The 24,103-nt window shown below is 48.8% G+C and carries 24 protein-coding genes and 1 tRNA gene; 14 read left to right on the top strand and 11 right to left on the bottom strand.

Annotated features, from left to right (window positions below; all coding sequences use genetic code 11):
• Nucleotides 1-68: 68 nt before the first annotated feature.
• From Q1A08_RS07100 to zapE, 7 genes are all read right to left on the bottom strand, one after another.
• Nucleotides 69-467 carry a ClpXP protease specificity-enhancing factor gene (locus Q1A08_RS07100; protein ID WP_299771281.1) on the bottom strand — a complete coding sequence of 133 codons (399 nt, stop codon included), beginning with the start codon at nucleotides 465-467 and terminating at the stop codon, nucleotides 69-71.
• Between the two features lie 12 nt (nucleotides 468-479).
• Nucleotides 480-1,118, bottom strand: coding sequence for a glutathione S-transferase N-terminal domain-containing protein (locus Q1A08_RS07095; protein ID WP_299771279.1), 639 nt, complete (start codon nucleotides 1,116-1,118; stop codon nucleotides 480-482).
• A 92-nt stretch (nucleotides 1,119-1,210) separates the two neighbouring features.
• Nucleotides 1,211-3,262: a ubiquinol-cytochrome c reductase gene (locus Q1A08_RS07090; protein ID WP_299771277.1), complete on the bottom strand. Its 2,052-nt coding sequence runs from the start codon at nucleotides 3,260-3,262 to the stop codon at nucleotides 1,211-1,213.
• A gap of 3 nt (nucleotides 3,263-3,265) precedes the next feature.
• On the bottom strand, nucleotides 3,266-3,859 hold the full coding sequence (gene petA / locus Q1A08_RS07085; RefSeq protein ID WP_299771276.1) for a ubiquinol-cytochrome c reductase iron-sulfur subunit: 594 nt from the start codon (nucleotides 3,857-3,859) through the stop codon (nucleotides 3,266-3,268).
• A gap of 431 nt (nucleotides 3,860-4,290) precedes the next feature.
• Nucleotides 4,291-4,683: a 30S ribosomal protein S9 gene (gene rpsI, locus Q1A08_RS07080; protein ID WP_299771275.1), complete on the bottom strand. Its 393-nt coding sequence runs from the start codon at nucleotides 4,681-4,683 to the stop codon at nucleotides 4,291-4,293.
• Between the two features lie 12 nt (nucleotides 4,684-4,695).
• Nucleotides 4,696-5,124: a 50S ribosomal protein L13 gene (rplM, locus tag Q1A08_RS07075; protein WP_299771274.1), complete on the bottom strand. Its 429-nt coding sequence runs from the start codon at nucleotides 5,122-5,124 to the stop codon at nucleotides 4,696-4,698.
• A gap of 456 nt (nucleotides 5,125-5,580) precedes the next feature.
• Nucleotides 5,581-6,690, bottom strand: a complete 1,110-nt coding sequence (zapE, locus tag Q1A08_RS07070; RefSeq protein ID WP_299771272.1) for a cell division protein ZapE — start codon at nucleotides 6,688-6,690, stop codon at nucleotides 5,581-5,583.
• Nucleotides 6,691-6,896: 206 nt separating this feature from the next.
• On the opposite strand from zapE, the gene Q1A08_RS07065 reads away from it, so the two are divergent.
• The 3 genes from Q1A08_RS07065 to Q1A08_RS07055 are packed head-to-tail and all read left to right on the top strand — an operon-like array spanning nucleotide 6,897 to nucleotide 9,205.
• Nucleotides 6,897-7,388 (top strand): DUF1043 family protein, encoded by a 492-nt coding sequence (locus tag Q1A08_RS07065; RefSeq protein WP_299771270.1) that lies wholly within the window; start codon nucleotides 6,897-6,899, stop codon nucleotides 7,386-7,388.
• A gap of 27 nt (nucleotides 7,389-7,415) precedes the next feature.
• Entirely contained in the window at nucleotides 7,416-8,525 is a 1,110-nt protein-coding gene (locus Q1A08_RS07060; RefSeq protein ID WP_299771268.1) for a trypsin-like peptidase domain-containing protein, read from the top strand.
• Between the two features lie 2 nt (nucleotides 8,526-8,527).
• On the top strand, nucleotides 8,528-9,205 hold the full coding sequence (locus Q1A08_RS07055) for a Crp/Fnr family transcriptional regulator (RefSeq protein ID WP_299771266.1): 678 nt from the start codon (nucleotides 8,528-8,530) through the stop codon (nucleotides 9,203-9,205).
• A gap of 38 nt (nucleotides 9,206-9,243) precedes the next feature.
• On the opposite strand, the gene Q1A08_RS07050 is transcribed toward Q1A08_RS07055, so the two are convergent.
• The 4 genes from Q1A08_RS07050 to hemA all read right to left on the bottom strand — a co-directional run bounded on the left by Q1A08_RS07050 (nucleotide 9,244) and on the right by hemA (nucleotide 13,371).
• Complete coding sequence (locus Q1A08_RS07050) at nucleotides 9,244-9,984, bottom strand: HesA/MoeB/ThiF family protein (RefSeq protein WP_299771264.1); 741 nt, start codon at nucleotides 9,982-9,984, stop codon at nucleotides 9,244-9,246.
• A gap of 109 nt (nucleotides 9,985-10,093) precedes the next feature.
• Entirely contained in the window at nucleotides 10,094-10,930 is an 837-nt protein-coding gene (prmC, locus tag Q1A08_RS07045) for a peptide chain release factor N(5)-glutamine methyltransferase (RefSeq protein ID WP_299771262.1), read from the bottom strand.
• Between the two features lie 31 nt (nucleotides 10,931-10,961).
• Nucleotides 10,962-12,044 (bottom strand): peptide chain release factor 1, encoded by a 1,083-nt coding sequence (prfA, locus tag Q1A08_RS07040; RefSeq protein WP_299771260.1) that lies wholly within the window; start codon nucleotides 12,042-12,044, stop codon nucleotides 10,962-10,964.
• A 61-nt stretch (nucleotides 12,045-12,105) separates the two neighbouring features.
• Complete coding sequence (gene hemA / locus Q1A08_RS07035; protein WP_299771258.1) at nucleotides 12,106-13,371, bottom strand: glutamyl-tRNA reductase; 1,266 nt, start codon at nucleotides 13,369-13,371, stop codon at nucleotides 12,106-12,108.
• 196 nt (nucleotides 13,372-13,567) lie between these two features.
• On the opposite strand from hemA, the gene Q1A08_RS07030 reads away from it, so the two are divergent.
• From Q1A08_RS07030 to Q1A08_RS06980, 11 genes are all read left to right on the top strand, one after another.
• Nucleotides 13,568-15,295, top strand: a complete 1,728-nt coding sequence (locus tag Q1A08_RS07030; RefSeq protein ID WP_299771256.1) for a tetratricopeptide repeat protein — start codon at nucleotides 13,568-13,570, stop codon at nucleotides 15,293-15,295.
• A gap of 10 nt (nucleotides 15,296-15,305) precedes the next feature.
• Nucleotides 15,306-15,908 (top strand): lipoprotein insertase outer membrane protein LolB, encoded by a 603-nt coding sequence (gene lolB / locus Q1A08_RS07025; RefSeq protein ID WP_299771254.1) that lies wholly within the window; start codon nucleotides 15,306-15,308, stop codon nucleotides 15,906-15,908.
• Entirely contained in the window at nucleotides 15,908-16,747 is an 840-nt protein-coding gene (gene ispE, locus Q1A08_RS07020; RefSeq protein ID WP_299771252.1) for a 4-(cytidine 5'-diphospho)-2-C-methyl-D-erythritol kinase, read from the top strand. The genes lolB and ispE overlap by 1 nt, the downstream gene beginning before the upstream one ends.
• 16 nt (nucleotides 16,748-16,763) lie before the next feature.
• Nucleotides 16,764-16,838: transfer RNA gene (locus tag Q1A08_RS07015), tRNA-Gln, on the top strand.
• A 155-nt stretch (nucleotides 16,839-16,993) separates the two neighbouring features.
• The gene (locus Q1A08_RS07010) at nucleotides 16,994-17,923 is read left to right on the top strand and encodes a ribose-phosphate pyrophosphokinase (RefSeq protein ID WP_299771880.1); all 930 of its coding nucleotides are present in this window, start codon (nucleotides 16,994-16,996) and stop codon (nucleotides 17,921-17,923) included.
• 162 nt (nucleotides 17,924-18,085) lie between these two features.
• Nucleotides 18,086-18,721 carry a 50S ribosomal protein L25/general stress protein Ctc gene (locus tag Q1A08_RS07005; protein ID WP_299771250.1) on the top strand — a complete coding sequence of 212 codons (636 nt, stop codon included), beginning with the start codon at nucleotides 18,086-18,088 and terminating at the stop codon, nucleotides 18,719-18,721.
• A 150-nt stretch (nucleotides 18,722-18,871) separates the two neighbouring features.
• Nucleotides 18,872-19,345 (top strand): nuclear transport factor 2 family protein, encoded by a 474-nt coding sequence (locus Q1A08_RS07000; protein WP_299771248.1) that lies wholly within the window; start codon nucleotides 18,872-18,874, stop codon nucleotides 19,343-19,345.
• 3 nt (nucleotides 19,346-19,348) lie between these two features.
• On the top strand, nucleotides 19,349-19,615 hold the full coding sequence (locus tag Q1A08_RS06995) for a hypothetical protein (protein ID WP_299771246.1): 267 nt from the start codon (nucleotides 19,349-19,351) through the stop codon (nucleotides 19,613-19,615).
• 17 nt (nucleotides 19,616-19,632) lie between these two features.
• Nucleotides 19,633-20,214 (top strand): aminoacyl-tRNA hydrolase, encoded by a 582-nt coding sequence (gene pth, locus Q1A08_RS06990; RefSeq protein WP_299771244.1) that lies wholly within the window; start codon nucleotides 19,633-19,635, stop codon nucleotides 20,212-20,214.
• Nucleotides 20,215-20,292: 78 nt separating this feature from the next.
• Nucleotides 20,293-21,693: a hypothetical protein gene (locus Q1A08_RS06985; protein ID WP_299771242.1), complete on the top strand. Its 1,401-nt coding sequence runs from the start codon at nucleotides 20,293-20,295 to the stop codon at nucleotides 21,691-21,693.
• A 132-nt stretch (nucleotides 21,694-21,825) separates the two neighbouring features.
• Entirely contained in the window at nucleotides 21,826-23,622 is a 1,797-nt protein-coding gene (locus tag Q1A08_RS06980; RefSeq protein ID WP_299771240.1) for a M2 family metallopeptidase, read from the top strand.
• The last annotated feature ends 481 nt before the right edge of the window (nucleotides 23,623-24,103 follow it).

Below are 24,103 nucleotides of genomic sequence, written 5' to 3'. Positions count from 1 at the left end.
CAAAATCGCAGACACAAAAAAGCCGAACATGATGTTCGGCTTTTTTGTGTCTGCTTCTGGCGTGAGCTTTACTTCACTACCTTCAAGCTTGGACGCTTAACCCCTGAATCTTCAGGCTTGCTAGGCTTAGGCGGCTCTGGACTCGGATCTACTTCCGGCTCAAACACCAAGCCCTGACCATTTTCTCGAGCATAGATTCTTAGCACCGCGCTGTACGGAACAAAAATATCAGTAGGTACGCCACCAAAACGGGCACCAAAGCTAAGAGCCTCATTATCCATTGCCAGACCACTCACTGCGGTTGGGGAGATATTTAAGACCACCAAGCCATCCTCATTGACATATTGCTGAGGGACTTCAGTGCCTTCGGTATAGGCGCTCACAAGCACGTGTGGAGTGCACTCATTATCGACAATCCATTCGTACAGGGCACGCACCATATATGGGCGACTGCTGCTCATGCTCATAAGTCTTCGCCTCTAGCCGCGCATTTCGCGCTCTAGTTCAGACAAGCTCTCCTGGAAAGCTTCGCGCTCAAACAAACGTCCCATGTAATCATGTAAAGGCTGAGTTTGCTTGGTTAATGGCAATTTGATTTCCAATAAATCCAAACGCCACAAGATCGGCGCCAAACAGCAATCTACCAAAGTAAACTCTTCGCTCATAAAGAAAGGCATTTCTGAAAAGATCGGTGCAATAGCCAATAAGCTATCTTTAAGATCTTTACGCGCTTTTGCAGCAGCTTCTTTGTTTTTACCAGAAAGGATTTCGTCCACCTTTGGACTCCAATCTTTCTCAATACGGTGCATCCACAGGCGACTTTGAGCACGCGCCACTGGGTAAACCGGCAATAGTGGAGGATGAGGAAAACGCTCATCTAAATACTCCATCATTACTTTTGATTCATACAAGGACAGGTCACGATCAACCAAGGTAGGCAAATCGTTGTATGGGTTCAGGTCAGCCAGTTCTTCAGGCTTATTGTCCGGATCAACATCAATGATATCAACCGATACACCTTTTTCGGCCAAAACAATACGTACTCGGTGGCTATAGTGATTCCTAGCATCCGAAAAATATGTCATGGAGGAGCGTTTTGCGCCTACGCCAACTGCCATTATTCCACCTCTATCTTCAAACTATAAAAAAAACGAACGGGCGGGCCTCTAAAAGAGGACCGCCCGGTAGCTGTAAAATCCTTTTTGGGATTCTAGTGAATGTCGCGCCAGTACTCGCGGTTCAGCAAGTAAACAAATACGAACAATACTAGGATAAACAGCAATACATAAATACCAATGCGCTCACGATCTAGTGCCGCAGGCTCAGCAACATATTCCAAGAAGTTAACTAGGTCGTAAACGGCCTTTTCGTACTCTTCTGGACTCATGCTACCTTTAACCGCACCCACTTTCAGCGTACCACAAGGGTCTTCCATAATTGGATCGCCAGTGATGGGGTCGCGACGTGGCTTGCCATGATCGTAAACTGGACCAGGTGCACACTCTTGCAAGCCTTGCATTTCCAACATCACATGAGGCATTGCAACCTTGTCAAAAGTGCGGTTGTTTACACCTGTTGGACGACTATCATCTTTATAGAAAGTCAGCATGTAGGTGTATAACCACTGCGGGTTACGAGCACGCGCTACCAAAGTCAAATCTGGAGGAGTCGCACCAAACCACTTTTTAGATTTGTCAGGGTCCATTGAGTTAGTCATTAATGAACCCACTGCGGAGCCATCAAAAACCATCTGCTCACGCATCAATTCGCGATCAATACCCAAATCATCCGCTACGCGGCCATAGCGAGAAAAGCTCGCTTCGTGACAACCCATGCAATAGTTGATAAACCACTTAGCACCGTTCTGCAAAGACTCTTTGTCGTGTAGATCTGGAGTCATTTCATAACAGTCGATGGCGCCACAAGATTTCTCACCACCAGCACCCACAGCCTTAATCGGCACAATGGTGAGCACTAAGAATAGGATGAAACCACCCCAAACCAGTGGTGCTGGCAAGCCTTTCATCTGTACACGCTCTGGCTCTGGCTGACATTTCTCACGAGCCGTCCAGAACGGCATGGCGATAAAGTAAGCAAAGTAGATTACGGTACAAATCTGAGCCAACAGCGTGCGGCCAGGAGTCGGAGCTTTAACACCCAAGTAACCCAGAATTACGAAAGAAGCTGCGAATACCAACAGTGCGATACGGCTGAAGTTACCCTTGTAACGCATAGACTTAACTGGCGACTTATCCAACCAAGGCAACACAAACAAGATTGCAATCGCTGCACCCATGGCAACCAGACCCAAGAACTTAGAACTCAAAGGCCCAATATCGAAGGTTACCGCTCGCAAGATGGCGTAGAACGGGGTGAAGTACCATACCGGCGCAATATGCGGCGGAGTCTTCAGGTTGTTTGCTTCTTCGAAGTTAGCGTACTCCAAGAAGAAACCGCCCATTTCTGGCATGAAGAAGATCACGAAACAGAACACGAACAAGAATACGGAAATACCGATTAGGTCGTGAACGGTGTAGAACGGGTGGAAAGGAACGCCGTCTTTTGGAATACCGTTTTCGTCTTTGTTCTTCTTGATCTCAACACCGTCTGGGTTGTTTGAACCCACTTCGTGTAGCGCTAGCAGGTGCAATACCACCAACAGCAACAATACGATAGGCAATGCGATTACGTGCAAGGAGAAGAAGCGAGTCAAGGTAGCGCCGGAGATCAAGTAATCACCACGTACCCACTGCACCAAGTCTTCACCAACCACTGGAATAGCGCCAGCCAAAGATACAATTACCTGGGCGCCCCAGTAGGACATCTGACCCCAAGGTAATACGTAACCCATAAAGGCTTCTGCCATCAAGATTAGGTAGATCGCCATACCGAAGATCCACACTAGCTCACGCGGAGCTTTGTACGAACCGTATAACAGGCCACGGAACATGTGCAGATATACCACCACGAAGAAAGCCGAGGCTCCAGTGGAGTGCATATAGCGGATGAGCCAACCGTAATCGACATCACGCATGATGTACTCTACAGAAGCGAATGCGCCATCGGCACTCGGCTCAAAGAACATGACCAGCCAAATACCGGTCAACAACTGGTTAACTAAAACCAACAGTGATAAAACACCGAAGAAGTACCAGAAGTTAAAGTTTTTCGGGGCATAGTATTTGCCCATGTGGGTATCCCAGGCACGCTGCACAGGTAGGCGAGCGTCGATCCAGTTCCACAGATTCACTAACATATTCATCAATTAGGCCTCCTGGTCCAAACCGATAGTAATCACCGCATCGCTATCAAAGCGGTATGGCGGGACTTCTAGGTTGATCGGAGCAGGCACACCCTGGTAAACACGGCCCGCTAAGTCAAACTTAGAACCGTGACAAGGGCAGAAGAAACCGCCTTTCCACTCAGCACCACCTAGATCGGCTGCGCCAACCTCAGGGCGATACATAGGCGCGCAACCCAAGTGTGTGCACAAGCCTAGCAATACTAGGAATTCAGGCTTAATTGAGCGAACCTCATTATCTGCATAAGGCGGCTGCACCGACTCTGTAGAATTTGGATCACGCAATAGGCCGTCGACGGTTTTCAGGTCGTCAAGAACTTCCTGAGTACGACGCACGACATAAACCGGCTTGCCACGCCACTCTACGGTGACCATTTGACCAGGCTCAAGCTTGCTTAGATTATATTTAACCGGGGCACCAGCAGCTTTCGCTCTAGCGCTCGGATTCCAGGACCCAACAAAAGGTACGGCAACACCCACTGCCCCGGCACCACCTACAACGCAGGTAGCAGCGGTTAAGAAGCGGCGACGCCCTTCGTTCACTCCGCCATTGCTCATGACGATCTTCTCCCATTCCAGTACTGCAGGCAGTAACTGATTGAATTACAAAGGTTTACGGTTGATTCTGTGCTTATGGTGTGATTTTAAAAATTGACACATGGTATAGAAATTGGGTTGAACTGACAAGGATAACCGCCTGTTTTTCAAGGCTTTAGCCATATTTTTCCCAGAAGTTCTGACCAAGATCATTCGCAGTTAATGTTTCTGCCCAGATGTCATACAAGCAACTTCTAATACGCCCAACAAGAATAGCAGGCAAAATTGAGGCCGCCTCGCCACTTCGAGACAAAAACCGATCAATATCTATCAATTTACAACCCCAAGACTCGATGATAAGCATCAAAGTTAGAGCTATAGCCTCGGCCAGGTCATAAAAAAACCCAGACTGAGACAGCCTGGGTTTTTCGAAAGCCAGTTCGGCCAGCGAATTAACGCTTGGAGAACTGTGGCTTCTTACGTGCTTTACGTAGACCAACTTTCTTACGCTCAACCTCACGAGAATCGCGAGTAACGTAACCTGCTTCACGCAGAGTTGGGCGTAGACCTTCGTCATAAGCCATCAATGCACGAGTCAAACCGTGACGGATCGCACCTGCCTGACCGAAGCTACCACCACCTTTAACGGTGATAGTTACGTCGAAAGTTTCAACGTTATCAGTGGCTTCTAGTGGCTGACGCACGATCATGCGAGCAACTTCACGACCGAAGTAATCTTCGATAGTGCGACCATTGATGGAGATGCTACCAGTGCCCTGGGTAATAAAAACACGAGCAGTGGAAGTTTTGCGACGGCCAGTGCCGTAGTATTGTGTAGCTGCCATTGTCTTTATTCCTTATACGTCCAGTTCTTTTGGTTGCTGTGCAGTATGCGGGTGCTCGGCACCAGCATATACTTTCAACTTGCTGAACATTGCACGGCCTAGAGGACCTTTTGGCAACATGCCCTTAACAGCGCTCTGAATAGTGCGCTCAGGAGCTTTTTCGATCAACTTTTCAAAGCTGATAGACTTCAAACCACCAGGATAGCCAGTGTGGCTGTGGTAAATCTTGTTCTTAGCTTTGTTACCAGTAACGTGTACTTTCTCGGCGTTAATTACAACGATGTAATCGCCAGTATCAACGTGAGGGGTAAACTCAGGCTTGTTCTTACCGCGTAAACGGTCGGCAATCGCCACGGCCATGCGGCCTAGGGTCTTGCCTTCAGCGTCGATCACGTACCAGTCGCGCTGGACGGTTTCGGGCTTGGCACTGTATGTCTTCATGTTATATCTGCCTTTTAGGGTTTCGGCTTGCAGCACCTATTCACAAAGGGCGAATCAGGGAGCCACAAAAATGGAGCGCGGATTCTATAGCGGGGGTGAGCAAAAAGCAAGCACCTCAAACACTAACTTAGTAGAGGAAACCGCCTATTGCGGCAAACATTTGCTGGGCGGACCGCAAAAAGCAGCGTCCATGCTAGCTTGCGTTCGTTTCCATAACTCACACATCCGCCCAGCAAATGTTTGCCACAATAGGCTCAATACAAGTTACCGCCCAAACAACAGAGTCCTTTCGTACAAGAGAATATAGAGTATTAGGGGTAAGGGGGCCTTGATGGGGCATCTTCGACTTGGAGGAGAAGGTGAGCTTGGATGGACCCAGCTTTTTGCGCCCCCAGCAAGGCCCCCTTACCCCTAATACGCGGCCAGACTTGCACTATTTTGACGACCGCAGGCCAACTAAGGCTTATGCGGCAACGCCAGATAATCGTGACTCTGCATCTCCAGCAGACGACTCACTGTGCGGTCAAACTCAAAACTTAAGTGGCCACCGGCGTAGATCTGCTCTAAAGGCACCTCACAAGAGATGATCAGCTTTACACTACGATCATAGAATTCATCGACTAGATTAATGAAGCGACGAGCCTGATCATCGGTCTCACGCCCCAATTGAGGCACATCCGAAAGTAATACAGCATGGTATTCGCGGGCCAGTTCAATATAGTCATTCTGGGAACGAGGCCCATCACAGAGCGCCATAAAATCAAACCAGACTACATCCTCTGATTCGAAGCGCGCCATGATTTCACGGCCCTCAATTTCTAAGGGCACATTGGCACGAGCCTCTTCCAAATCAGGCGCCAAACCCTCGAAGCTGCGCTGCAAGCTAATATCAGCCTCTTCATCTAACGGGTGATGGAAAAGCTCGGCCTGCTCCAAAGCCCGCAAGCGGTAATCAACACCTCCGTCTACATTGACCACCAAAGTGTGCTCATTAAGCATCGCAATAGCCGGCAAGAAGCGCGCACGCTGTAAGCCATCTTTATATAGACCATCAGGAACAATGTTGGAGGTAGCTACTAAGGTCACGCCGCGGGAGAACAAGCCCTGCATCAGGTTACCCAGAATCATGGCATCGGTGATATCAGAAACAAAGAATTCATCAAAACAGATAACACGAGCCTCTTTGGCCAAACGGTTCGCTACGATTTCGAGGGGATTTTTTTCACCTGGTAAGGTTTTAAGCTCTTGATGGACACGGCGCATAAAACGATGAAAGTGTACTCGCATTTTGTTTTCAAAAGGCAAGGACTCATAGAAGTTATCCATCAGGTAGGTCTTACCGCGACCAACACCACCCCAGAAGTACAAACCTTTCTCAGGAGCCAAAGATTCCTTCTTGCGCCCCAGCAATTTAGACATCAAGCCGGGCTTTTTAGCCGCAGCAGGCTTGGCAGTTAAGCGCTCATAGAGATCTTGCAAATGATCCACCGCCATCGCCTGAGCAGGATCATGGCGAAAATCATCTTTCTTAAGGTCGCGCTGATAGCGCTCTATAGGGCTACTCATATCTTAACTTCCGAAGGGCGATCGCAAAACCGCGCCACTTTAACCAGCCATCAACATAGAAGCAAGCCGCAATAGCGTATGTAAAGAAGCGTGATACCACCAAAGTCCAGATCCACACAGCGACCATTTATCCTATATAATAGATAGTAGCAGGGGCAAAATCTTAACAGCCCAACTGCCACCGATGTTTGTTAAGGAGACCATCCGTGACTGAGTTTGAACTGAGCCACCTAATTATTACTGGCGTGGGCATGTTAATTGCCGGCGGCATTATTGGCCTAGCCATTGGCCGCAGCACCAGCCAACAAAGCAAAGCCGCAGAAACCATAAAAGAAGAACTAGAGCAGCTAAAAGAAGAGCAGCGCGACTACCAACATGAAGTTGCCGAGCACTTCGCTGAAACCGCCGATCTAGTGAACAACATGAACCAAAGCTACAAAGCTGTGCATGAGCACCTTGCCAACAGCGCCCTTAAGCTATCCAACCCTGACGTTAGTCGCCAGATACTTGAAGCAGGCACCAGTCAGCCGGCCCTAGAAAGCCAAGCGATGGGCGAGCTACAAGAACAACCTAAAGACTGGGCCCCTAAAAACCCAGGCGACAAAGGTACCTTGAGCGAAGACTTCGGCCTAGAGAAAGCCAAAGAAAGCGAGCAAGAAGAAAGCGAGCCCGAGAAAAAAGAAGAAGAAAAAGCCTAAATTAAAGGCTTTGGGGGAAAAGCAAACTTGAAAAAGCTACTGGATTTTGTAGGTTTACCAGTATTTGCTGGGGTCATAATTGCTGTGGCCCTACTGTTTTTATTCCCCCAACTTCGTCAACCCAGCTTTTTTCAATTTAATTCACAGCAACAGGTGGAGCAACAGGGCCCCGCCTCTTATTCCCGCGCTGTCCGAATAGCAGCCCCTGGCGTGGTGAATATCAGCACCAGTCAAAAGCGCAACTTTAGGGATCACCCACTACTTAATGATCCTTTATTCCAGCAGCACAACAATATTAGAAACAATAGCCCACTAGGTTCTGGTGTTGTCGCCTCAGAGGATGGCTACATTCTCACCAACTATCACGTCATTGAAAGCGCCAACGAAATTCAAGTTCAGTTTTTCGATGGCAGTACGGAATATGCCGAGCTTGTAGGCACTGACCCTAAAAGCGATCTTGCCGTATTAAAGGTAAATAAAGAGAACCTAAAACCACTGCAGGTTAGGCGTTCAGAGGAAATGCAAATTGGCGATGTTGTACTCGCGATCGGCAATCCTTGGGGAGTTGGCCAAACAGTGAGCCAGGGCATTATCAGTGCTACCGATAGAGGCCTAAAGCAACTGAGCCCCTACACTTACTTCTTCCAAACCGATGCCGCCGTAAACCCTGGTAATTCGGGCGGCGCCGTAATTGATGCCTATGGCAAATTAGTCGGTATCAGTACTGCCATCCTTAATAATCAGAACGCCACTGGAATTAGCTTTGCCATCCCTGCTGACTACGCCATGTACGCCCTTGATGATATTGTGCAATATGGCTATGTGGTGCGCGGATGGCTTGGCTTTGGTGCTGATAGATTAAGCGCAGCCGCAGCCGCCTCGGGTGGACTGGTTAGCAACGATGGAATATTTGTCACCAGCATTACACCAGGTAGCCCAGCCGAGCAAGCAGGCTTACAACTTGGCGACTACATCACCAGCATTAACGACATTCCCCTTAGCGCCAGCAACCCAGCACCAGAGCAAGCAACCAGCCGCTTGCGCCCAGGAAGCCTGATCAATATCGACTTTATTCGACAAGGGCAAGCAATGAAAACCGTACTGCAGGTTGGCTTGCTACGCCCTGACGAAGACTAATCATGTCTCATTTTTATCGCGGACACGACTGGATAGAAGAACTCCCTCAAGCTGTACAAAAGCAAATAGAACAGCGCATGCAAAGCCGCGAACTACAAAACGGCCAACCACTTTATCAACCCGGCGATCAAGCCCAAGCACTATTTCAAGTCGAAAGCGGGCTAATAGTTTTAAAGCGCAGCAACAAAGAAGGCGAAGAGTATCTAGCCACCTTCCACGGCCCTGGCGAATGCTTTGGCGAAATACCGTTACTCGCCAAAGAGGCCAAGCGCGGCTTTAATGCTGTAGCCAGGGGTAACACCGTTGTGCGCTGTCTAAGCCAAAGTGATTTTTATGACTTAAGCCAACATCACCCTGAAATTTTCCCGCAGCTCACCCAAAAGCTTTGCGCCATCATTAGCAGCTTACTCGGGCAGGTGGAGTCACTGTCCCAAGCCAGCCTAAAACAGCGCCTAGCTAATTTAATTGTTGATGCAGCAGAGCGCCACGGCAAAGAAGAAAAAGACGGCATCAGCATTAATATCCCACTATCGCAAACCGATATTGGTAATATGCTTGGCGCCACTCGGCAAAGCGTTCAAAGAGAGTTAAAACCTTGGCGAGACCAGGGCTGGATCGGACGCAGCAGCGGAAGGTTATTGATTCATCATCTCGATGAAATTCGCAAGCTCGCTGTTTAAACCCGCGTACTAACCCTGTAAATCAAGCCTGCGAAAATTTAAACTGAACAAACAGAGCAATCTGCTTTTTTAGGCAAGCGCAAACTTTGCCAATTTAGATCCCTAGCATCAAACCGCTTCATTTCACCGACAGCAAGCGGTCCTTCCAGTAAACTTCGCAATGCCATCAAGGCCTGCATGCTACCAATCACCCCCAACAAGGGTGATAACACCCCCTCTTCTGCGCAACGACGCCCCTCGTCACCATCATCGTCGTAAAGACAGGCGTAACAAGGCGAGTCTTCCTGCGCGGGATCAAAGGCCAGCAATTGACCATCCATAGCAATAGCCGAAGCTGAAACCCAAGGCTTTTTCGTTTTCACACAAGCTTGGTTTATTGCAAAGCGAGAAGAAAATCGATCAGTGCAATCCAACACCAAATCTACCGCAGCAAAATGTTCAGCAAAAGACTCAGCTGAGAGACTGGCATTGATTTCATGCACTTGAACATCGGCATTTAAATCACGAATAGTTGCAGCAGCAGAAGAAACCTTGGCTTTACCAATGCTACTAAAGCGATGGGCAATTTGACGTTGCAGATTACTTAGCTCTACCACATCAAAATCAAACAAACTTAGTTGCCCAACACCAGCCGCCGCCAAGTACATCGCCACAGGCGAGCCCAACCCCCCTAAGCCGACAATGGCGACATGTGATGCCAATAACTTTTGCTGGCCTACGATATCAATCTCAGGCAATAAAATATGGCGACTGTAGCGCAGTAACTGCTCATCGTTCATTGGCTTCTACCGTTGATAGTTATATTAACTTCACGCACGCGAACTCAAATCGCACTACAAAGCTCACGCCGAAAACAGAGACTCACTCTAGAGCCCGAGCGAGTAAACTCTATGGCCAACGCGCAAAGCTGATTCGTTCATGCCCAGCAATATCTTCACGACTGGCAACATCTACAAAACCCCGTTCAGACAACAGCTCACGCACTAAGGTCGCTTGCTGATACCCATGCTCTAATAATAGATAGCCACTCGAGTTTAAATAAGATGGAGCCTGCTGAATAATGAGCTTGAGATCCGCCATGCCCTCATCATCTGCAATCAAAGCCGACAATGGTTCAAATCGAACATCACCTTGCTGCAGATGAGGATCAATAGGATCAATATAAGGCGGATTACTAACAATTAAATCAAAGCTCGAATCCGCCTCTACTGCAGAAAACCAAGAGCTCTGCAAAAAGCGCACATTTTGAATATTGTTTGCCATTCGATTTCGCTCGGCCAATGCCATCGCATCAACGCTCAGGTCTACCGCCAACAATTGGCAAGATGGCCACTCGCTCGCCAAGGCCAAGGCAATTGCTCCCGTCCCAGTCCCCAAATCCAGTGCGGAATCAGCGCCACCAGGAAAACAATCTAAAACCTGCTCTACCAGAGTTTCAGTATCAGGCCTTGGAATTAAGGTACTACTATTGACTTCGAGAGTAAGATTCCAGAAATCTCGCTTTGCAATAATATGGGCGACTGGTTCACCGCTTATGCGGCGCTCTAGCAACTTTTGGAAGTGCTTTAGCTGCTCTTCACTGAGCTGTTTTTCAGGCCAAGTAAATAAATAACTGCGCTCACGGTCCAGGCAATAGCATAAGAGCAGCTCCACATCGAGCTGAGCCGTATCGCTATTGGGCAACCGCTGGCGAGCACAGCTCAGCAGTTCGGCAATGCTGTTCAAAATCAGCCTCGATTAAAATTTTAAACTAAAATTATTCAGCCAAAGCCGCCAACTGATCAGCCTGGTATTCATTTACCAAAGGCTGCACCACATCGTCCAAGCGCCCTTCCATAACCTCTGCCAACTTGTACAGCGTCAGATTAATACGATGGTCTGTCACTCGGCCTTGCGGATAGTTATAGGTGCGAATTCGTTCAGAACGATCACCACTGCCCACCAAATTACGGCGCTCATCGGCAATTTCCTGGGCAGCTTTCTCAGCTTGGGCATTGTTTAAACGTGCCGCCAACAAAGACATGGCCCGCGCCTTATTTTTATGCTGAGAACGTTCATCTTGACACTCCACGACCACACCGGTTGGGATATGGGTAATACGAATAGCCGAATCGGTTTTGTTCACGTGCTGGCCACCCGCGCCGGAGGCTCGGAAAGTATCGATGCGCAAATCGCCTTTATTGATATTAACCTCTTCGGTTTCGTCGGCTTCGGGCATTACCGCCACAGTACAAGCCGAAGTGTGCACACGACCCTGTGACTCCGTTTCTGGAACACGCTGAACTCGGTGAGCACCAGATTCAAACTTTAATTGAGAATAAACACCCTGACCTGAAACTCGGGTAATAATTTCTTTAAAGCCACCATGATCACCTTCATTCTGGCTCATGATTTCTACTCGCCAGCCTCGGGTTTCGGCATACTTGCTATACATGCGATACAAGTCGCCGGAAAAAATAGCCGCCTCATCACCACCGGTTCCCGCGCGAATTTCCAAGAACACGTTTTTATCGTCATTTGGATCTTTCGGCAGCAAAAGTTTTTGCAACTCAAGCTCCATTGGCTCCAACTGAGACTCAGCTTCTTTTAACTCTTCCTGCGCCATCTCGCGCATATCCGCATCACCATCTTTCAACAACATTTTGGCTTCTTCAATATCTTCCAAAATGGTGGTGTAGCGCTCATAACATTTTACGACCGGCTCAAGTTCGGCGTATTCCTTAGATAATTCACGAAAGCGATTTTGATCCGCAATCACTTCACCATCACTGAGCAGAGCCCCCACTTCTTCGTAGCGATCTTGCAAATGGTCTAATTTATCTAAAATGGACTGTTTCATAATTCAGCTAAACTCTCAGAAATTTATCGGTAAGCTTTCAGCTCACCAATAGCGCAAAGCGCTATTTAGATGATTCTTTTGATATATCTATGCCCAACAACTCTTGCGAAATATCGATCACTTCAGCACGGCCATCAGCACTTGCCTGTTTTAATTTAGTTGTTGGCGAATGAATAAGTTTATTTGTTAACGAGCGCGCAAGCTGTGTCATAGCTTGTGCAGCATCAGTGCCCGACTCTAAAGCTCGCAAGGCTTTTTCCAGCTCTCTATCTCGCAACTGCTCGGCTTGCTGTCGGTAAGCTTTAATAGTCGACACTGCCTGCAAGGCACGCATTTCAGCTTGATACTGGGCAACCCCTTCAGCGACGATTAGCTCAGCTTTTTTCGCCTCATGCTCACGGGACTTGCGGTTCTCATCAATTACCGCTCGCAGATCATCAACGGTGTATAAATAGACATCGTCCAGCTCATCAACCTGAGCCTCAATGTCTCTCGGCACCGCAATATCCACCATAAACATGGGTTTGTGCCGACGCTTTTTCAAGGCCGTCTCTACGGCACCCTTCCCTAATAAGGGCAGCTGGCTAGCCGTTGATGAAATAACAATATCCGCTCGATGCAATTGCTCGGGAATATCGGCCAATAAAATCGCTTCAGCGCCTAATTCTTCCGCTAAGCCCCTGGCACGCTCCAAAGTGCGATTGGCCACGATTAGTTTTTTGATGCCATTATTATGCAGATGCCGAGCAACCAACTCGATGGTTTCCCCAGCACCTATCAAAAGGGCGGTATCTTCTTTCAGATCAGAGAAAATTTGCTGCGCCAAACTAACCGCTGCAAATGCAACCGAAACAGGATTTGCACCAATTTCAGTTTCGCTGCGTACCCGCTTAGCGATATTAAAGATTTGCTGAAAACCATAGTGCAAACCTCGGCCCACCGAACCCGCCTCGGTTGCATCAGCATAAGCTGATTTCATCTGCCCCAAAATTTGGGGCTCACCCAAAACCAAAGAATCCAAGCCCGCAGCAACTCGCATCATGTGCTCGATGGCTTCAGCATCTTGCAATACATAGTGATAGGGTTCTAAAGAAGTTCTAGTGAGCGCATGATAATCACCCAACCACTGCAACACATCAGTCCCAAGCAATTCACCCCAAGCGTATAATTCGGTGCGATTGCAAGTCGACAAAATGGCCGCCTCTTCTATTGCCAAGCTGTCGCACATAGACTTAAGCGCCCCTGCGATATTGCCAGGGGCAAAGGCCACTCGCTCGCGGATATCTACCGGGGCGGTGTTATGATTGATGCCTAATGCGATGAGCATGACGACCTTTTACTACAGCAGAGACTTGAAAACAGCCCGCTATTGTCCCCTAAAGCCAGCCCCAAGGCCAGCTCAGCGGATAACAATAAGCCTCTAAAATCAAAGCGATTAGTGCTCAAGGGCACTAAGTTGCTATAGTAAGGCCTATAGTAGAATACTGGCCTTATCGGGCCCTAGCCGAATACGAGCATAAGTAGTGAGCAAAAGACATATAGTAATCGCCGGCCTTATCAGCCTCGGCCTAAGCGCCTGCAGCCAGCAACCTCAACCAGAGCCTGCCCCAGTCAGCCCAGTGGCTGAACCCGCACCCGCTCCCGAGTTGCCCGCAAAGCCTTTTGCCCAAGACACCCTGTACTCTCTCTTAGTTGCCGAGTTCGCCGGTCGACGCGGCAACACTGACATCGCTCTCGACAATTACCTAGAACAAGCGCAACAAACTCGCGATATCGGCCTTGCCAAGCACAGCACTCAAATTGCGCGCCAGTTGCGCAAGAGCAAAGCCAGCTTAGAGGCCGCGCTATTGTGGAGCCAGCTTGAGCCCAGCAGCGAAGAGGCTTTGTTTATTGCGACTACCGAGCTAATCAATGCACGGCGCTTTGTTGAAGCCTTAGAATATTCGAGAAAATTGGAATTGCGTGGTAACCAAGCCTTACACCTGACTGTTACCAGCCAAGCCAGCAACAGCGAAGGTGCACAGCTCGGCATCATGGCCGAGCAACTGCAGATGTGGCTAGACGAAGATGGCGATGACAAAGAGCTAATAACGGCGCTCGCCATATTGCTGCAACAGCAAGCCCCTGAAGAATCCATGAAACTTGCCAAACGCGCACTAGCGATAGATCCAGACTATACCAGCGCCGCAATGGTTGAGGTGAAATCACTACAGCGATTAAACCAACTTGAGCAAGCTCAAAAGCGCTTAGGAGAGCTGCTTGAACAGCAACCCAACAATAAGCGCCTGCGAGTTCAATATGCTCGCCTGATGGCGAACATCGACTTACCCTCTTCCGAGCAAGAGTTTGCCGCCCTACATCGAGACTACCCAAAAGATACCGAGCTACAACTGGCTTATGCTCTGGTGCTTTATGAGCAGGGCAAAACCGATGCCGCCGAAGAGCAATTTAGTTTGCTTTTGGATTATGAACAAAGCTACTCCATGGCGAATTATTATTTAGGCCGAATTGCCATGAACCGCCAGCAACCCCATGTAGCAATGGGTTATTTTGATGAGATTCAACCGGGCGACCCTAACTTCCTGCCAGCATGGGTTTTCCGTAGCGATATACTGATCGAACAAGGACAAAGCGAAGCCGCCATCAAATTGCTGCAAGGCTCCGCCAGACAGTTTCCCAAACTAGCGCAACGCTTTTTACTGGTAACCGTAGAATCCCTTAACAAATACGGCCAAAGCGAGCTGTCTGTTGAAATGCTCAACCAAGCGCTTGCCGGAGATCCGCAAAATCGCCACCTGTTATACGGCCGCGCCATGAGCTTTGAAAAGCAAGATAATATCGCTGCTATGGAGGCGGACCTACGCGCAATACTGCAAAACAAACCCGATAACGCCAGCGTATTAAATGCACTGGGCTACACCCTCGCAACCCGCAGCGATCGAAAAGACGAAGCTTTTGAGCTAATCAGCAAAGCCTTCAAATTAAACCCTAAAGATCCCGCGATTATCGACAGCATGGGCTGGATCGAATATCTGCGTGGCAACCTTGAAAGTGCGCTAGGGTTTTTACGCCAAGCAATGAATGCCTACCCTGACCACGAGATAGCGGCCCATTTAGGCGAAGTCTTATGGCAACTTGGTCGCTCGGAAGAAGCTCAAAGCATTTGGCAGCAAGGTTTCAAACTACACCCCGGCAGTGAAATTCTGCAAGAAACCATCCAGCGTCTAAACGCCAAAATGCCGCAGCCCTAAGAGCAAATAAATGACAAAAACTTATAGCACGGCGAAGCTATTGCTGCTTGCCCTGTTTCTATCGGCCTGTAGCAATATCAGCCAGCAGCCAAGCAATAGCAGTCAAAGCCCAAACTTTACTGACAATAGCGCAGAGCAAGAGGCACGCCTGGCATTACTCAACCCATTAAGCAAATGGCGTATGCGAGGAAAAATTGGCTTGCGCAGCCCCCAGCAAAACGGCTCAGGCTTTATCGACTGGCAGCAGGATGGCGAGCAGTTTCGCCTACAGGTTAGCGGGCCACTGGGCCAAGGCAGTACAGTAATAGCCGGCAATAAGCACGAGCTCAGCATCCAGGGCGAAGAGATTATCGACAATCCACAGGCACAAGCCGAGCAAGCTTTAGGCTGGCCATTGCCCCAACAGCAGATGCCATACTGGGTTCGAGGCTTAGCCGCCCCCAATACAAACAGCCAGAGTGAGTGGTCAGAAGGCTTATTGCAAAAGTTGCAGCAAGGCGGCTGGGATATCGAATACCTTCGCTATAGCCGCCACCGCATCCCCCTGCCCGAAAAGATCAAATTAAAGCGCGGCGACATCCAGTTGACCCTTGTGGTTAAGCGGTGGCAGTGATGCAAAAGCAACACATTAGCTTGGCTGCACCCGCCAAACTCAATCTCTTTCTCCATATTCTTGGACAAAGAGCCGATGGCTACCATGAGCTGCAAACAGCCTTTCAGCTTCTGGATCATGGTGATCGGCTAGATTTAACGCTGCGCCAAGACGATGGGATTCACCTAGAGCCCGTAATTCCTGGGCTCGCCGTACAGGACAATCTAGTATTTAAGGCAGCAAAACTACTGCAAAGCCATTGCCAGCAAAAACAAGGTGCCGATATCTATTTACACAAGATATTACCCGCCGGAGGCGGCATCGGTGGAGGCAGTAGTGATGCTGCCAGTACCCTAGTCGGACTAAATCATCTGTGGCAATGCGGACTCAATAAAAAGCAGCTTTGCGAGCTTGGCCTAAGCCTTGGGGCAGATGTTCCAGTCTTCATCAATGGCCAAACAGCATGGGCCGAAGGAGTCGGCGAGCAATTGCAAGCCCTTGAATTAGAAGAGAAATGGTATTTAGTGCTTGCTCCAAACTGCCATGTTTCTACCCCTGAAATTTTTTCAAATAAATGTTTGACAAGAGACAGTTCGGCCATTACAGTAGCGGCCTTTCTTGAGCAGGGTGGTCGAAACGATTGCCAGCAGCTGGTCAGCTCACTCTATCCAGAAGTGGCTGAAGCACTCAACTGGCTTAGTCAGTTTGCACCAGCTAAAATGACAGGAACAGGTGCTTGTGTATTTGCCAGCTTCGATGATCAATCATCAGCTGAAGCCATATTCAAGCAAAGGCCAGAACACCTAGAAGGCTTTATTGCCAAAGGTATTCAAGAGTCACCTATCCTAGTATTTATATAATGCTCAACACCTTTACTGGGGTGTAGCCAAGCGGTAAGGCAGCGGGTTTTGATCCCGTCATGCGAAGGTTCGAATCCTTCCACCCCAGCCATCTTTTCTTCTGATAAACGTTCATTAATCCAACAATTATCTCTTTTATCCCCCCTTAAAACACGGTAGAATGCGCGCCCCTGATTTCGCCTGTTGCCACAAGCCAGGCTGATTAACCGTGAACTCCAACGCTAAGGAATTACCGTGGCCGATTTAATGGTTTTTACCGGGAACGCAAACCCGGAATTAGCAAAGAAGATTGTTAGCCGTCTAGGCATCCCCCTAGGTGACGCGACAGTAAGTCAGTTCTCCGATGGCGAGATTGCGGTAGAAATTAATGAAAACGTGCGCGGTCGCGATGTTTTCGTGGTGCAGTCCACTTGCGCCCCCACTAACGACAACCTAGTAGAACTGATCGTAATGGTTGATGCCTTACGTCGAGCCTCCGCAGGTCGAATTACCGCCGTTGTGCCTTACTTCGGCTATGCCCGCCAAGATCGTCGCGTACGTTCTTCTCGAGTACCCATTAGCGCCAAAGTAGTGGCCGATATGATGGTAGGCGTTGGTGTAGACCGCGTGTTGACAGTTGACCTTCATGCCGAGCAGATTCAGGGCTTCTTCGATGTACCCGTGGATAACGTCTATGCGTCACCGGTATTGCTAGACGACATCAATCGCCAGAAGTATGAAAACCTAGTGGTCGTATCCCCTGATATCGGCGGTGTAGTTCGCGCGCGTGCCGTTGCCAAGCAACTAGATGTGGATCTAGCGATCATCGACAAGCGTCGCCCAAGCGCCAATGTGGCCGAGGTGATGAACCTGATTGGTGAAGTAGATGGCCGTACCTGCTTGCTAGTAGACGATATGGTTGATACGGCGGGAACACTTTGTAACGCCGCTGCCGCGCTTAAAGAGCAAGGCGCAACTAAAGTGGTTGCCTACTGTACCCACCCAGTACTGTCTGGCAATGCACTAAAGAATTTAAGCAACTCTATTCTAGATGAGATGGTTGTCGCCGACTCCATCCCTCTGAATAAAGATATTGAAAAGCTGGGCACTGTACGTCAGCTGACTCTTTCAGGCATGCTAGCCGAAGCTATGCGCCGCCTGGCCAATGAAGAGTCGTTGAGCGCCATGTTTCGCTAACAGGCCAGCAAGAAAAGATTTGATTGCGAGCATTTAGCACGCAAGCAGAAACGCAAAGCTCTCGAGCCTTGCATTACCACTCCCAGCTATAAAGCCGGGATTTCATAAGCCCACTGCAATTCTGGTCGCGGAGAGCAGTGGTAGACAGATTGAGGAAATATCATGTCTGAAGATTTTAAATTGAATGCCCAAGCCCGTGACGTGCAGGGAAAAGGTGCGAGCCGCCGCCTGCGTCGTCTGGAAAACAAAGTTCCTGCTATCGTTTACGGCGGCAAGAAGAAGCCTGCTAACATCACCGTTGCACACAACGAGCTGATCAAGCACTTAGAAAACGAAGCGTTTTACTCTCACATCATTGAGCTAGACATCGATGGTAAAACTGAGAACGTAATTCTGAAAGACTTACAGCGTCACCCAGCCAAAGCTTTGGTTATGCACGCTGATTTCTTGCGCGTTTCTAAGACCAAAAAGTTCAAGACTACTGTACCTCTACACTTCATCAACGAAGACATTTGTGAAGCTGTTAAGCTACAGGGTTGCACCGTTGCTCACAGCATGACTGAACTTGAAATCACTTGTTTGCCAGCCAACTTACCTGAGTTCATCGAAGTTGATTTCGCTAACGCTGAAGCTGGTACGGTAATCCACATTTCTGACCTAACTCTACCTAAGGGTGTTGAGTCTGTAGCTCTAAACCACGGCGCTGACCACGATCTAACTGTTGCGATCGTAAACAAGCCTAAGGGCGCAGCTGCTGAAGAAAGTGAAGAAGAAGGTGGTGAAGAAGCTGCCGAGTAATCGACACTCTTCTCTCTCTAAAAAGCCGGCTTATGCCGGCTTTTTTATGCCTATAGCTTTGACCCCAGACATGCCAAGCATTCCACCTGCAACTATCGCGCGCAGTAACTTTCTTATAGACTGGCTCTTTTTCAGAGTTGGGAGCCTCCAATGATTAGAATAATTCTTCTTTGCTGCTGTTTTGCAGCCGCAAACTCCTACGCAGGCACAAAAGAAGCGGTAAATAACACCTTAGACAGATTCCACCAATATGCCGCCGAGGCAAATGGCGAGGCCTACTTTGAACTAATGAGCGAAGATATGGTTTACCTTGGCACTGATGCCAGCGAGCGTTGGAGCAAAGACGATTTTAAAGGCTACGCCTTGCCTTATTTCAACAAGGGCCGAGGTTGGCTGTATACCGCAAAAGAACGCCATATCATTATCAGCAAGGATGGTAAAATGGCTTGGTTTGATGAGCTACTATGGAACAAAAAATATGGCTTAGTGCGTGGCTCGGGTGTACTCAGCCTTGAAAAGGCAGGGAAACAAGAAAGCTGGAAATTCAGGCAGTATAATCTCGCCTTTCCAATCCCCAATGCATTAGCTGGCGAAGTAGTCGCTAAAATTAAACAGCACAAATAACCTATGAAAACGATTATTTTCTACCTGGCCCTAGTAGCCTCTGCCGCAGGCATATTGATAGCCATTGCCGCACTCGCAGGCTTTGGCGGAAATAGCAAGACTGAGACGGCTGTGTTTTTAGGTTTCATGTTTGCAGTAAGCAACGCCGCCATTGCTTATTCAGTTCATATGATCCGAAAAGGCAAAGACATTGGGCATAAAGCTTATCCGGCCAGTCTTGTTTCTTTATTATTAGTGATTTTGATGATTTACCGCTGGTGGTCCGTTTAACCAGCTCAAGGAATATTATGAACAACCCTATTCGTATGATTGTCGGCCTCTGCAATCCCGGCACTGAATATGATGGCACCCGCCACAATGCTGGCGCCGATTTTGTTGACGAACTGGCTCGCCAATACGCTGGGCAGCTTAGCGCCGAAAGTAAGTTCTATGGCGAAGCAGGCCGCATTAGTGTCGGCGGCAAGGATATTCGCTTATTAAAGCCAACAACCTTTATGAATAGAAGCGGCCAGTCCGTAAGCGCGATGGCAAAGTTCTTTAAAATTGCTCCAGAAGAAATCCTAGTCGCCCACGACGAGCTGGATATGGACCCGGGCGTCGCCAAACTCAAAATAGGTGGCGGCCATGGCGGCCACAATGGTTTACGAGATATCATCAAAGCCCTTGGCAATAATAATAACTTCGCTCGCCTACGTATCGGCATTGGCCACCCAGGCAACGCAAAAGAAGTGGCCAACTATGTTTTAAAACGCCCATCAGGCAGCGATAAGCAAGCGATCGACGACGCTATTTATGAAGCCAGCAAGGTATTACCTACAGCGGCAGCCGGCCAATGGAATGAAGCCATGAAAGAGCTGCACAGCAAGTAATCTTCCCCTTTTGCTGGAAAACTAGTCCTTTAGTGCTACTTTTAACTAATTATCTAAGCACTAAAGGATTTAGTTGTAGTGAAAAAGCTAGTAATTGCCCTAATGGCTCTGGGCATCTGCTCCTGCCCCTCTATCGCTCAAGATTTAAGCCCCAATGACCTCGATATTGTCAGCCTAAACGATACTGGCGATATTGCTGACAGCCACGCTGACAACCCTGCCATTTCCGACAACGGTCGATTTATAGCCTTCCAATCGGCCGCAACAAACTTAGCTGCGGGCCACGGAGGCTTTACCGACATCTACCTAAGAGATCGTCAAAACAATAGCACCATCCGCATTAGCCAAGGGCTTGCTAACAGCCCAAGTAACGGAGATTCCACGCGCCCAGCAATCACTCCTGACGGACGCTTTATCGCTTTTACATCGCTAGCCACTAATCTAGTCGCAAGCGATAGCAACGCCAGTAAAGATGCCTTTTTATACGACCGAGTAAATAACAGTCTCGTTAGAGTTAGCGTTCGTAGCGATGGTAACGAAGGCAGCCAAGATACCGGGGATCAAGTATCGATCTCCGATGATGGCCAACTCCTTACATTTATAGGCGGCGGCGACCTCGCTACACCCGCCGCCGCAAACAATGAACATGTCTACCTACATAACCGCAGCAGTGGTCAAACCACTCTGGTAAGCCAAGTTTCTGGAACAGAGGGCAACGGCGCCTCAAGGCGGCCGTATATTGAAGGTTCAGGTAATCACATCATTTTTATCTCTGAAGCCAGCAACCTCGTAGCTGGCGACAGCAATGGCATAGGCGATATTTTTAGCTGCGAAGTTAGTAGCGGAACTATGAGCCGAGTCAGCCTTACGGCAGGCGGTAGTGAAGTCACCGACCTAGCTTCAAACTTTCGCCCCATCATTGCCGCCAATGGCCGCATCAGCACAATGATTCACCCCTCCAGCCAAATGCTACCCAGTGATAGCAACGGCCGACGAGATATCATTATTCACGATAACAGCAACGGCCAAAATACGGCTGTTAGTCAACACAGCAATGGAAGCCTTGGCAATCACAACAGTGCTGGCTCAGCAATTAGTGAGGATGGGCGTTTTATTAGCTTTTGGTCAGATGCTAGCAACCTGGTAGATAATGATACCAACGCCAGTCGTGATGCCTTTTTATACGACAGGGAGAATCAAAACACCTTTCGCATCAACCTTAGCAGCAGCGGCCAGGAAGCCGATGGCACAAGCTCCCAAACGGATATCTCAGGAAACGGCCAGTTCATTGCCTTTGGCTCAGCCGCCAGCAATATTACCCCTACAGCTAACCCCAGTGGCCAACGACAAATACTGTTAATGCGAAACCCGATGATGGCGAGCAGTAGCAATCATGCGGTGCCTAGCTTACCTATCCCCATGCAATTTATCTTGTTTGGCGCTCTTCTGGGCTTAGCTGCTCGCTTTAGAGCAAAATAGCGAGTTGGCCGCTTGAGCACCAACTAATCTTGTTCGTCTAATCATCAGTGTCATAACAACTAGAACTGGAGATGACGATGAAACCCTTAGCACTCGCGACATGCGTTTCGGCGCTGGCCTTATTTGGCTGCAATGAGCAAAACCAAACAGCTGCAAGCCAGAATCAAGCTGCCGAGCAAGCAAATGCACAAGCCTCTGCGCCGAGCGCCGAGCGCCGAGCAAGCTGCTGCATTCCTTAAAAAAGCCAACGATGAACTGGCTCAATCCCTGGAAGATTATGGCCGTGCCTCTTGGATAGCTGCGACCTATATTAATTTCGACTCCCAGTACCTAGAGGCCAAAGCGGCTACTGAATTCAGCCTTCTCAGCGTAAAGCTGGCAAAAGAAGCGGCCAAATATGACCAAGTGCAACTTGACGCATCTAGCCGCCGCCAGATGAATGCCTTAAAGAAAACCTTAAGCTTTCCAGCCCCAAATGATCCAGCACAAGCTAAACGCCTAGCGGAGATCGGCTCCAAGATGCAGGGCATGTACGGCAAAGGCAAATACTGTAATGATGAGCGCTGCTACAACCTTGGCGAGATGAGCGCTGTTTTCGCTAATAGCCGGGACCCAGAACTTTTAAAAGAGCTATGGGCTGGCTGGCGCCAAGTATCCCCGCCAATGCGCCCACTGTACGAAGAGCAAGTTAGCATTGCTAACAAAGGCGCCAAAGACCTTGGTTTTGAAAACCTGAGTGTTCTGTGGCGCTCCAAGTACGACATGGAGCCAGATGCATTTGCTGCCGATGCCGACGCCCAATGGCAAAAAGTGAAGCCTCTCTATGATTCACTACAATGTCATGTGCGCGCCAAACTGAATGAGCATTACGGTGACGATGTTGCACCGGCAAGCGGCAAAATCCCAGCGCACTTACTCGGCAATATGTGGGCACAAACTTGGGGCAATGTTTACGAGCTCGTTAAGCCTGAAGGTGTTGAGCAAAGCTATAACGTCACTCAGCTGATTGAAAAATCAGGCATGAGTGAAATGGATATGGTAAAAACAGGTGAGGCGTTCTTTAGCTCTTTAGGCTTTAAAGAATTGCCGGAAACTTTTTGGGAGCGCTCACAATTTACTAAGCCAGAAGATCGTGATGTTGTCTGCCATGCTAGCGCCTGGGATATCGACAATATCGAAGATTTACGCATTAAGATGTGTATTCAAAAGAACGGCGAAGACTTCCAAACCATCCATCACGAACTAGGTCACAACTATTATCAGCGCGCCTACAATCAGCAGCCAATGCTGTTCCGTGAAAGCGCAAACGACGGCTTCCACGAAGCCTTGGGTGACGTTGTCGGTCTATCAATCACTCCGAGCTACTTGGTTCAAATTGGCCTATTGGACAAAGAGCCCCCAGCCTCCGAAGATCTCGGTTTCTTAATGCAGCAAGCTTTGGATAAAATTGCCTTCTTGCCATTTGGCCTACTCGTAGATAAGTGGCGCTGGCAGGTATTCAATGGCGACCTACAGCCTGCAGATTACAACAAAGGTTGGTGGGAACTGCGTGAAAAATACCAAGGTATTACTCCGCCACTAGCGCGCAGCGAGGCTGATTTTGATCCAGGCGCCAAATACCACGTGCCTGGCAACACGCCTTACACTCGCTACTTCTTGGCCTTTATTCAGCAATTCCAATTCCATCGTGCATTGTGTGAAAAAGCAGGCTATCAAGGTCCATTGCATCGCTGCTCTATTTACAACAATAAAGAAGTTGGCGAGAGCTTAAAGACCATGATGGCCATGGGCTCTAGTCGCCCTTGGCAAGATGCTATGGAAGCGGTAACGGGTCAGCGCGAGCTGGATGCTTCGGCGATCATCGATTACTTTGCGCCATTAAAAATTTGGTTAGACGAGCAAAACAAAGGCCGTCAGTGCGGCTGGTAATTTAACTCCGTCTTCTATTACCTTCCCGCTGCTCCACTCTGTCCATTAAATGGATAGAGTGGGCAGCTCCTCTTACCAAGAGCTCAAGCTGCCCTCAGCCTTAGAGGCCCTTCAAGCCAACGTCCATTAAGCCTTCCAAGCTATTTCCCGGCGCAACATCACCCACAAACTAATCATATAAGCGAACACCACTGCCAACACAATCGCACTCAAGCTATTTTCAGGAAATAGATAAAACGCAGACACCACCATTAATGTTCTGAGAACGGCATGAATAATTCCTAAGGGGTGCTGAATAATCCAAGAGAAAACCAAAACTCACAGAAAACTGAAAGTGAATAGTCCAAGATTGATTAGCAGCTTAGGAATGACCAAGATAGGGGCTTAAAAAACTCCCCACTTCCGCCTCACAACAGCCGAGCTCCACAACAACTCCAGCATCACGCAGCATTTTAATTCCCCGGCCATTATTACGAGGGTC

This window comes from uncultured Pseudoteredinibacter sp. (genome assembly GCF_947500695.1).
GTDB lineage: Bacteria > Pseudomonadota > Gammaproteobacteria > Pseudomonadales > Cellvibrionaceae > Pseudoteredinibacter.
Note: the sequence above shows the minus strand (reverse complement) of the source record. Positions and strands in the feature narration are given on the sequence as shown.

Bases quoted from the DNA above. Each gene is read 5' to 3' on its own strand.
- Q1A08_RS07100 (WP_299771281.1), bottom strand. From the start codon at position 467: ATGAGCATGAGCAGCAGTCGCCCATATATGGTGCGTGCCCTGTACGAA.
- Q1A08_RS07095 (WP_299771279.1), bottom strand. From the start codon at position 1,118: ATGGCAGTTGGCGTAGGCGCAAAACGCTCCTCCATGACATATTTTTCG.
- Q1A08_RS07090 (WP_299771277.1), bottom strand. From the start codon at position 3,262: ATGAATATGTTAGTGAATCTGTGGAACTGGATCGACGCTCGCCTACCT.
- petA (WP_299771276.1), bottom strand. From the start codon at position 3,859: ATGAGCAATGGCGGAGTGAACGAAGGGCGTCGCCGCTTCTTAACCGCT.
- rpsI (WP_299771275.1), bottom strand. From the start codon at position 4,683: ATGGCAGCTACACAATACTACGGCACTGGCCGTCGCAAAACTTCCACT.
- rplM (WP_299771274.1), bottom strand. From the start codon at position 5,124: ATGAAGACATACAGTGCCAAGCCCGAAACCGTCCAGCGCGACTGGTAC.
- zapE (WP_299771272.1), bottom strand. From the start codon at position 6,690: ATGAGTAGCCCTATAGAGCGCTATCAGCGCGACCTTAAGAAAGATGAT.
- Q1A08_RS07055 (WP_299771266.1), top strand. From the start codon at position 8,528: ATGTCTCATTTTTATCGCGGACACGACTGGATAGAAGAACTCCCTCAA.
- Q1A08_RS07050 (WP_299771264.1), bottom strand. From the start codon at position 9,984: ATGAACGATGAGCAGTTACTGCGCTACAGTCGCCATATTTTATTGCCT.
- prfA (WP_299771260.1), bottom strand. From the start codon at position 12,044: ATGAAACAGTCCATTTTAGATAAATTAGACCATTTGCAAGATCGCTAC.
- hemA (WP_299771258.1), bottom strand. From the start codon at position 13,371: ATGCTCATCGCATTAGGCATCAATCATAACACCGCCCCGGTAGATATC.
- lolB (WP_299771254.1), top strand. From the start codon at position 15,306: ATGACAAAAACTTATAGCACGGCGAAGCTATTGCTGCTTGCCCTGTTT.
- ispE (WP_299771252.1), top strand. From the start codon at position 15,908: ATGCAAAAGCAACACATTAGCTTGGCTGCACCCGCCAAACTCAATCTC.
- Q1A08_RS07010 (WP_299771880.1), top strand. From the start codon at position 16,994: ATGGTTTTTACCGGGAACGCAAACCCGGAATTAGCAAAGAAGATTGTT.
- Q1A08_RS07005 (WP_299771250.1), top strand. From the start codon at position 18,086: ATGTCTGAAGATTTTAAATTGAATGCCCAAGCCCGTGACGTGCAGGGA.
- Q1A08_RS07000 (WP_299771248.1), top strand. From the start codon at position 18,872: ATGATTAGAATAATTCTTCTTTGCTGCTGTTTTGCAGCCGCAAACTCC.
- Q1A08_RS06995 (WP_299771246.1), top strand. From the start codon at position 19,349: ATGAAAACGATTATTTTCTACCTGGCCCTAGTAGCCTCTGCCGCAGGC.
- pth (WP_299771244.1), top strand. From the start codon at position 19,633: ATGAACAACCCTATTCGTATGATTGTCGGCCTCTGCAATCCCGGCACT.
- Q1A08_RS06980 (WP_299771240.1), top strand. From the start codon at position 21,826: ATGAGCAAAACCAAACAGCTGCAAGCCAGAATCAAGCTGCCGAGCAAG.